An 8,295-nucleotide genomic window follows, 5' to 3' on the forward strand; every position below is an offset into this window, starting at 1 on the left:
CCTTCATGAACCCTCCCTCCCCGGCGCAACCCGCCCAACAACCACGCGCTTCGCTTCCTGCCGCGCCCTCGTTCGGCCGCGCGCTACTGGCGCTGGGTCTCGGTGGCTTCGGCATCGGCACCGGTGAGTTCGTCATCATGGGGCTGCTTCCCGATGCGGCCCGAGACCTGGGCATTTCCATTCCAACGGCGGGACATCTCATCAGCGCCTATGCGCTGGGGGTGGTCGTCGGGGCCCCCGTCCTGGCGGTGCTGGGCGCCCGCATGCCGCGCCGCGCCCTATTGGTCGCCCTGATGGCTTTTTTTGCGCTCGGCAACTTTGCCAGCGCGGCGGCTCCCGGTTACCTCTCCATGATGCTGATGCGGCTACTGACGGGACTGCCGCACGGCACCTATTTCGGCGTCGCCGCCTTGGTCGCGGCGCAACTGGCGCCTGCGGGCCAGCGCGCCCGGGCGGTCGGCTACGTCATGTTGGGGCTCACCATTGCGACCCTGGCCGGCGTACCCATTGCGGCCGGGCTTGGACAGTGGCTGGGCTGGCGTGCCGCTTTCGCACTCGTTGGTGCCATTGGCGTAGCGGCGGCGCTGCTCGTCCAGCGCTGGATTCCGGACATCCCGGCAGGGGCAGGAGCCAGCCCCTGGCGCGAACTGGGTGCGCTGCGGCGTAAACAAGTCTGGCTGACGCTCGGCATAGGAGCCATCGGCTTCGGTGGCATGTTTGCCGTTTTCAGCTATGTCAAGCCTACGCTGATGGAGCTCGCAGGGCTGCCCGAACACGCCGTGCCCTTCGTGCTTGCATTGTTCGGCGTCGGCATGGTGTTGGGCAACCTGGTCGGGTCGAGGTTGGCGGACAAAGCCTTGATGCCGACCATATGCGGACTGCTGGTTTGGTCCGGCGTGGTGCTCGGTCTCTTTTCCCTCACCGCGTATAACGTCTGGCTGGCCGCCATCAACGTCATGCTGATCGGCACGAACGTTGCCATCGGTCCGGCCCTGCAAATCCGCCTCATGGACGTGGCCGGGGACGCTCAGACCCTGGCCGCCGCGCTCAACCACTCCGCCTTCAACCTCGCCAATGCGCTTGGCGCCTGGCTCGGCGGGGTGACCATCGCGGCGGGCCTGGGCTGGGCCTCGACGGGTTGGGTTGGCCTGCTGCTCGCCCTCGCCGGCCTGGTGATCTTCGGCATCTCATGGGCACAGATGCAACGAGGCGGGACTGCGGCCGCGCATGCGCGGCGCGGGGCGCGGCCATGAGCGCGACGAGCGCCGGCGTGCTCATGTACCGGCGTACGGGTAACACGCTGCAGGTACTGCTCGTGCATCCGGGAGGTCCGTTCTGGCGGCGGCGCGACGCCGGCGCATGGTCCATTCCCAAAGGCCTGGTGGAAGTGGACGAGGATCCCGCCACCGCAGCCGTGCGCGAACTGCGCGAGGAGTTGGGGGCGGCCCCGCCAGGCCCGCTCGTGCCGCTGGGCCGGATAAGGCAGCGCGGCGGCAAAGAAGTGATTGCCTTTGCGCTAGAGGCCGATGTCGACCCCACTGCACTGCGCAGCAACACCTTTACCATGGAGTGGCCGCCCCGTAGCGGACGCATGCAAAGCTTTCCCGAGGTCGATCGCGCGGACTGGTTCGACCTCGAAACTGCGCGCGAAAAAATACTCGAAGCCCAGCGTCCCCTGCTCGAACGGCTCCAGGAATTGCCCGACTGCGCCAGTTAGCGCCCTCCTGGCCAACCGCAGCCGTCGCAACCGGTAGCGGCCGAGGCGACTCGTCCGTAGGTCATAATGGAGTCCGCCGGCACACCGTCCGGTTCATCCCCAGCCCGTATGAGCCGTACCGAGACCTCCTTCCTACGCACCTTGTCCAGCCTGCGCTGGCTTGCCATCGGCGGCCAGGCTGCCACCATCTTCATCGCCAGCGGCCCGCTGGGCGTGGATTTGCCGCTCGCCATGCTGTGGAGCGGCGTGGCCACCCTGGTGGCCTTCAACCTGTATGCCGGTTGGCGGCTGCGCACCGGCGGAGAACCCTCGCACGCCACCGCGTTCCTGCACATGTTGGTGGACATCTGCGTGCTGGCCTGGATGGTGGCGTGGAGCGGCGGCATCAGCAACCCGTTCGGGCTGCTCTTCCTGGTCCTGATCGCGCTGGCCGCCATGGCGCTGCCCAGCCATTGGGCATATGCGACGGCCGGTGCCGGCGTAGCCGGGTACGCGATCGCGGCCATCTTCGGCCGTCCCCTAGAGGCGCCGGGCGACGCCTACGAGTTGCTGCTATGGGGCATCGTGGCTAGCTTTCTCATCGCCGTCGTCGTCATCTTGATCTTCTCCACCCGGCTCGCCGCCGACCTGCGCAACCGGGAACGGGAACTGGCCGACCTGCGCGAGCGCTTCGCCCGCAATGAAGGCATCGTCGCATTGGCGACCCATGCCGCGTCGATGGCGCACGAGCTGAACACGCCGCTGGCCACCATGACGCTGCTGGCCGACGAAATCGCGGCCCAGGCCGACACTGACGAGCTGCGCGCCGACTCGGAAATGCTGATCGAGCTGTTGGCGCTGTGCCGGGAACGAGTACGCAATCTGGCTGTCCCAACAGAAGTGGAACTGGAGCGGGTGGTGGAGCAATGGAAATTGGTCCGCCCCACGATCGAACTGCATCGCACCGGCATCTTACCCCGCGGCCTTCGCGTCGAGCCCTCCGTCGCCCACCTGCTGCAAGCGCTGCTGAACAATGCCGCTGACGCCGGCGTCCAGGCCGGGGCGCCCTATGTGGATCTGCACCTGGAATGCAAAGGCGGGATGGTGCGCGGCGTCGTGCGCGACTATGGACGCGGGCTCAACCCCGACCAGCCGCTACTTCCGGCCACGCTATTTCGCAGCGGCAAGCCCGGAGGGCTAGGCGTTGGCCTGGCGCTTTCCCATGCCACGGTCGAGCGGCTGGGCGGCGAGATGACGATGACGGCCGCCGAAGGCGGAGGCGTACGCATCCAATTCCAATTGCCCGTGGAAACCACCGTGACTTCATGATGACTACCACCACCCTCGATATCGGACTGCTCGTCGACGACGATGAGCTTTACCTACGCACCTTGCAGCGCAGCCTGGCCCGCCGCGGCCTCGAAACCCGCACTGCAACCACGATCGCCGAAGCCTTGCGCATCGCCGACGAGATCCGCCCGGGGTTTGCCCTCATCGACCTCAAGCTCAGCAGCGACGACTCCGGCCTGACCCTGATCAAGCCGTTGCGTGCGCTGCGCGCAGACATGCGCATCCTGCTCGTCACGGGCTACGCCAGCGTCGCCACGGCGGTGGACGCGATCAAGCGCGGGGCAGACGATTATCTGCCCAAGCCTGCGACCGCCGACATGATTCTCCGGGCGCTCGGGCTGGAAAAAGCCGAGGCCGTGACCGTGGAATCAACCATGATTCCTCTGCATCGCCTGGAATGGGAACACATCCAGCAAGCCCTGCACGAAACCGGCGGCAATGTCTCCGCGGCGGCTCGCCTGCTGAACATGCATCGCCGATCGTTGCAGCGCAAGCTGGCCAAGCGGCCCGGTCCTGAACGCGGCCCCGAGCCTGAATAAAGCGCTGCGGGACATTCCGCGCGCCACCGGCACGCACCCGCGGAAGGTGGGCGCCCCGAGACGGGGTGCGACATATTGTCGCAGGGCAAATCCCTAGCCTTGTCGCGTCACAATTAGGTACACCCAAGGGGAACACGCCCTGACCCGGGCAACCGGCCGTAAAACGGGGCGGCCTGCATTCGGCGCGCGACCTTTTGTCGCATCCCCGGCCAAGACACGTTCAGTAGGATGCGGAACTGGCGGATTTCGCCAACGTTTCAACAAACCAAGGCTGGACGTGAGTAAATCCTTCTTCGTGAACGCGGGACGCGCGTTATGCGTCGGCGCCACCATGTTGCTGCTGGCTGGCTGCAACATGGCCATTCTAAATCCCAAGGGCGACATTGGCGCCCAAGAGAAAACCCTGCTCCTGACTGCAACCGGACTCATGTTGCTGGTGATCGTGCCGGTCATAGTCCTTACGCTGTGGTTCGCCTGGAGATACCGCGCCTCCAATACCAAGGCGAAATACGACCCCAGCTGGTCGCATTCCACCGCGGTCGAAGTCGTAGTCTGGACCATCCCCCTCATCATCGTCACCATACTCGGCGTATTGACCTGGAAGAGCTCGCATGAACTCGACCCATACCGGCCGCTCGAGTCCGACGCCAAGCCGGTACAGATCGACGTCGTGTCGCTGGACTGGAAGTGGCTCTTCATCTATCCCGAATATCGAATCGCCACGGTCAACGAAATCCGATTCCCGGTGGACGTTCCGGTCAATTTCCGCATCACGTCCGCCTCGGTCATGAATGCATTCTTCATCCCGCAGCTGGGTAGCCAGATCTACTCCATGGCGGGCATGACGACCAAGCTTCACCTGATCGCCCGCGAACCCGGCACCTACGCCGGCATATCGGCCAATTACAGCGGCGCCGGCTTCTCCGGCATGCGCTTTCAGGCCGTGGCGACGAACCAGGAAGACTTCGAAGCCTGGGTCCGGAATGTGCAGGCGTCGCCCCAAAAGCTGACGCCCGAGGCCTACCAAGCACTGGTCTCGCCGAGCGAGCACGAACCTGTCGCCTACTACTCGGAAGCCGAGCCCACGCTGTTCGACGGCATCATTTACCAGTACATGGCCTCCGCAGGCATGGATACCGGAATGTGCACGCCTGCCAACGTTTCCAAGATAGCCTTGTCGGAGTAAATCGATGTTCGGGAAACTGACCCTAGACGCCATCCCGTACCATGAGCCCATCATCATGGTCACGCTGGCCGCGGTCGTCGTATTAGGCGCCGCACTGCTCGGCGCCGTCACCTATTACGGCAAGTGGACGTACCTGTGGAAAGAGTGGCTCACCACGGTCGACCACAAGCGCATCGGCATCATGTACATCATCGTCGCGCTGATCATGTTCCTGCGCGGCTTTGCCGATGCCATCATGATGCGCACGCAACTGGCCATCGCCTCCGGCGACTCGGCCGGCTACTTGCCCCCCCACCACTACGACCAAATCTTCACCGCCCATGGCGTGATCATGATCTTCTTCATGGCCATGCCGTTCATCACGGGCCTGATGAACATCGTCGTGCCGCTGCAGATCGGCGCGCGCGACGTGGCCTATCCGTTCCTGAACTCGCTCAGCTTCTGGCTGTTCGGCGGCGGCGTGGTGCTGATCATGATGTCCATGTTCGTGGGCGAGTTCGCCGCCACCGGCTGGCTGGCGTATCCGCCTCTCTCCGGCCTGGACTACAGCCCGGGCGTCGGGGTGGATTACTACATCTGGGCATTGCAGCTATCCGGGTTGGGAACGACGCTCAGCGGGATCAACTTCATCGTCACCATCCTGCGCATGCGCGCCCCCGGCATGACCCTGATGAAGATGCCGGTCTTCACCTGGACCGCCCTGGTCACCAACATCCTGATCCTGGCCGCCTTCCCGGTGCTGACCGCCACCCTGGCGCTGTTGACCGCCGACCGTTATCTGGGCACGCACTTCTTCACGAATGATCTCGGCGGCAACGTGATGATGTACGTGAACCTGATATGGATCTGGGGCCACCCCGAGGTCTACATCCTGATCCTGCCCTGCTTCGGCGCGTACTCGGAAATCGTTGCCACGTTCGCCCGCAAGACGCTGTTCGGCTACAAGTCCATGGTCTATGCCACGGCCGCGATCGGCATCCTGTCCTTCCTGGTCTGGCTGCACCACTTCTTCACCATGGGTTCGGGCGCCAACGTCAATGCCTTCTTTGGCATTGCAACGATGATCATCTCGATCCCCACGGGCGCGAAGATCTTCAACTGGCTGTTCACGATGTATCGCGGCCGACTGCAGATCTCGACGCCCGTCCTGTGGACGCTCGGCTTCATGGTCACCTTCGTGATCGGCGGCATGACCGGCGTGCTCATGGCGATCCCCGCGGTGTCGTTCGTGCTGCACAACAGCTTGTTCCTGATCGCCCACTTCCACAACACCATCATCGGTGGCGTCGTCTTCGGGTGTATCGCGGCCATGGTGTACTGGTTCCCCAAGGCCTTCGGCTTCAAGCTCAACGAGCGCCTGGGCAAGTACTCGTTCTGGTGCTGGTTCATCGGCTTTTTCCTGGCCTTCATGCCGCTCTATGCGCTCGGCCTGATGGGCATGACACGCCGCCTGAACCATCACAACAACCCCGCGTGGGAACCGTTCCTGATCGTCGCCTGGGTCGGCGCGGTCGTCATCGCGCTGGGTATCTTCTTCCTGCTGCTGCAGATCGCCGTCAGCATCCGCGACCGCAAGAAGAACGTCGACTACGACGGCGACCCCTGGGGTGGCCGTACGCTGGAATGGTCTACCTCCTCTCCTCCGCCGTTCTACAACTTCGCAAAGGTGCCCAAAGTGACTCACCTCGATCAGTTCTGGCATGACAAGGAAACCGGCGTGGCCTACAAGCGTCCCGACCACTACGAAGACATCCACATGCCGCGCAATACCGGCGCCGGCGTGTACATCGGGATTGCCGGCACCATCCTCGGCTTCGCCCTGGTCTGGCACATTTGGTGGCTGGCGGCCCTCGGCCTGCTGGGCATGATCGGCGGCTTCCTGGCCCGTGCCTATGACCGCGACGTGGACTACTACGTCAAGGCCGAAGAGGTGGCGCGCATCGAGAACGCCCGTTACGAGTCGCTCAAGCAGGCGGCGTAGAGGGCCCCCCCTACGCGCTTGCGCGCGCCCCCCAGGGGGCGGCACCGGCGGACCGGCAGAGCCGGATCCGCGGTGCCCTGGATCTGTTAGACGGCTTCCGGCACCAGTACCGCCGGTTTTTTGAAGAGCAATATGAGTAGCGCTGCAATTCTTCGTACGCATCGCCACGATGGTGGCGATCATCATGCCCATGACGGGCATGAACACCACGATGACGGTTCGAAGACCGTCTTCGGGTTCTGGCTTTACCTGATGAGCGACTTGCTCATCTTCTCGGTGCTGTTCGCCACTTTCGCCGTGCTCTCCAAGGCAACGGCCGGGGGGCCCCATGGCGCCGAACTGTTCGACCTTTCATTCGTGTTGACCGAAACCATGCTGCTGCTGGTCAGCAGCGTGACCTTCGGCATGGCCATGCTGGCTCTGCACGCCGGCGATCGCGGCAAGGTGTTGGGCTGGATGGCGGTGACCTTCCTGTTCGGCGCCGGCTTCGTGGGCATGGAAATCTACGAATTCCACCACCTGATCGCCGAAGGCGCCGGTCCGCAGCGCAGCGCCTATTTGTCGGCCTTCTTCACCTTGGTGGGCACCCACGGCCTGCACGTGACCTCAGGCCTGATCTGGATGCTGGTCATGATGGACATGATCCGGCGCTTCGGCCTCGATTCCGTGGTCCGCCGCCGCATGGCCTGCCTGAGCCTGTTCTGGCACTTCCTGGACCTCGTCTGGATCTGCGTGTTCACCTTCGTCTACCTGATGGGAGCCCTGTAATGGCGCAACACTCCTCCCCAGCCGTCAGCGATCACGGCGCCCACGCCAGCCACGGTTCGGTCAAGTCGTACGTCGTCGGGTTCATTCTTTGCATCGTCCTGACCGCGCTGTCGTTCGGCGTGGTCATGACCGGCGCCTTGACGGGGTTTGCCGCCGCGGCCGCCATCGTCATCCTGTGCGTGCTGCAGCTGATCGTCCAGCTCGTGTTCTTCCTGCACCTGGGTACCTCGCCCGAGCAGCGCGACAACCTCACCACCTTCCTCTTCACGATGCTCATCATCGCCATCATCGTGGGCGGCTCCGCCTGGGTGCTGCACAACATGAATGCGAACATGATGCCGATGTAAGATGCCCCCTCGGCAAAACGGCCGCTTCGTGCGGCCGTTTTTTTGACCGGCTGCATCCGGTCAACACCCCGGTCTTGATTTCCCCTATTCGGCCTTGATGCCGAACTCACTGACGACGCCCCCATAGAATGCGTACTCGCCGCGCACAGCCTTGACGGCCTCTTCCACGCTGCTGCCGGAGGTCTCCACGCCGGCGCTGCGCATCTTCTCCTTGATGTCGGGCGACTGCATGATCCGCGTGATCTCCCGGTTCAAGCGGTCTATCGCCGGCTGCGGCGTCCCGGCCGGTGCAAAGACCGGGAAAAAGACGTTCAGCTCCACGCCCTGGATGCCGCTCTCCGTGACGGTCGGCACGTTGGGCAGGAGGCTGGAGCGTTGCTTCTCGGCGACGGCGACCGCGATCAGCTGTCCGCTATCTATGTACTGGC

At 64.0% G+C, this 8,295-nt stretch carries 9 protein-coding genes; 8 read left to right on the plus strand and 1 reads right to left on the minus strand.

The features are described from left to right. The first annotated feature begins 5 nt into the window (after window positions 1–5). From IRZ12_RS13385 to cyoD, 8 genes are all read left to right on the plus strand, one after another. A complete protein-coding gene (locus IRZ12_RS13385; protein WP_296469269.1) occupies window positions 6–1,253 on the plus strand; it encodes an MFS transporter in 1,248 nt (415 codons plus the stop codon). After that, window positions 1,250–1,717, plus strand: coding sequence for an NUDIX domain-containing protein (locus IRZ12_RS13390; protein ID WP_296469256.1), 468 nt, complete (start codon window positions 1,250–1,252; stop codon window positions 1,715–1,717). The genes IRZ12_RS13385 and IRZ12_RS13390 overlap by 4 nt, the downstream gene beginning before the upstream one ends. Before the next feature lie 108 nt (window positions 1,718–1,825). Next, a complete protein-coding gene (locus IRZ12_RS13395; protein WP_296469258.1) occupies window positions 1,826–3,025 on the plus strand; it encodes an ATP-binding protein in 1,200 nt (399 codons plus the stop codon). Next, window positions 3,025–3,585, plus strand: coding sequence for a response regulator transcription factor (locus tag IRZ12_RS13400; RefSeq protein WP_296469271.1), 561 nt, complete (start codon window positions 3,025–3,027; stop codon window positions 3,583–3,585). The genes IRZ12_RS13395 and IRZ12_RS13400 overlap by 1 nt, the downstream gene beginning before the upstream one ends. Window positions 3,586–3,916: 331 nt before the next feature. Beyond that, on the plus strand, window positions 3,917–4,771 hold the full coding sequence (cyoA, locus tag IRZ12_RS13405) for a ubiquinol oxidase subunit II (protein ID WP_296469273.1): 855 nt from the start codon (window positions 3,917–3,919) through the stop codon (window positions 4,769–4,771). A gap of 4 nt (window positions 4,772–4,775) precedes the next feature. Continuing rightward, window positions 4,776–6,752, plus strand: a complete 1,977-nt coding sequence (gene cyoB, locus IRZ12_RS13410) for a cytochrome o ubiquinol oxidase subunit I (RefSeq protein WP_296469260.1) — start codon at window positions 4,776–4,778, stop codon at window positions 6,750–6,752. A 132-nt stretch (window positions 6,753–6,884) separates the two neighbouring features. Then, entirely contained in the window at window positions 6,885–7,520 is a 636-nt protein-coding gene (cyoC, locus tag IRZ12_RS13415) for a cytochrome o ubiquinol oxidase subunit III (protein ID WP_296469263.1), read from the plus strand. Next, on the plus strand, window positions 7,520–7,867 hold the full coding sequence (gene cyoD / locus IRZ12_RS13420; RefSeq protein ID WP_296469266.1) for a cytochrome o ubiquinol oxidase subunit IV: 348 nt from the start codon (window positions 7,520–7,522) through the stop codon (window positions 7,865–7,867). The genes cyoC and cyoD overlap by 1 nt, the downstream gene beginning before the upstream one ends. Window positions 7,868–7,951: 84 nt before the next feature. Here cyoD and IRZ12_RS13425 read toward each other — a convergent pair. Beyond that, window positions 7,952–8,295 (minus strand): tripartite tricarboxylate transporter substrate binding protein (locus IRZ12_RS13425; protein ID WP_296469267.1); only part of this gene is annotated, 344 nt, incomplete at its 5' end.

This window comes from Pigmentiphaga sp. (assembly GCF_019689535.1).
Classification (GTDB): Bacteria; Pseudomonadota; Gammaproteobacteria; order Burkholderiales; family Burkholderiaceae_B; genus Pigmentiphaga.

Bases quoted from the DNA above. Each gene is read 5' to 3' on its own strand.
- IRZ12_RS13385 (WP_296469269.1), top strand. From the start codon at position 6: ATGAACCCTCCCTCCCCGGCGCAACCCGCCCAACAACCACGCGCTTCG.
- IRZ12_RS13390 (WP_296469256.1), top strand. From the start codon at position 1,250: ATGAGCGCGACGAGCGCCGGCGTGCTCATGTACCGGCGTACGGGTAAC.
- IRZ12_RS13395 (WP_296469258.1), top strand. From the start codon at position 1,826: ATGAGCCGTACCGAGACCTCCTTCCTACGCACCTTGTCCAGCCTGCGC.
- IRZ12_RS13400 (WP_296469271.1), top strand. From the start codon at position 3,025: ATGACTACCACCACCCTCGATATCGGACTGCTCGTCGACGACGATGAG.
- cyoA (WP_296469273.1), top strand. From the start codon at position 3,917: ATGTTGCTGCTGGCTGGCTGCAACATGGCCATTCTAAATCCCAAGGGC.
- cyoB (WP_296469260.1), top strand. From the start codon at position 4,776: ATGTTCGGGAAACTGACCCTAGACGCCATCCCGTACCATGAGCCCATC.
- cyoC (WP_296469263.1), top strand. From the start codon at position 6,885: ATGAGTAGCGCTGCAATTCTTCGTACGCATCGCCACGATGGTGGCGAT.
- cyoD (WP_296469266.1), top strand. From the start codon at position 7,520: ATGGCGCAACACTCCTCCCCAGCCGTCAGCGATCACGGCGCCCACGCC.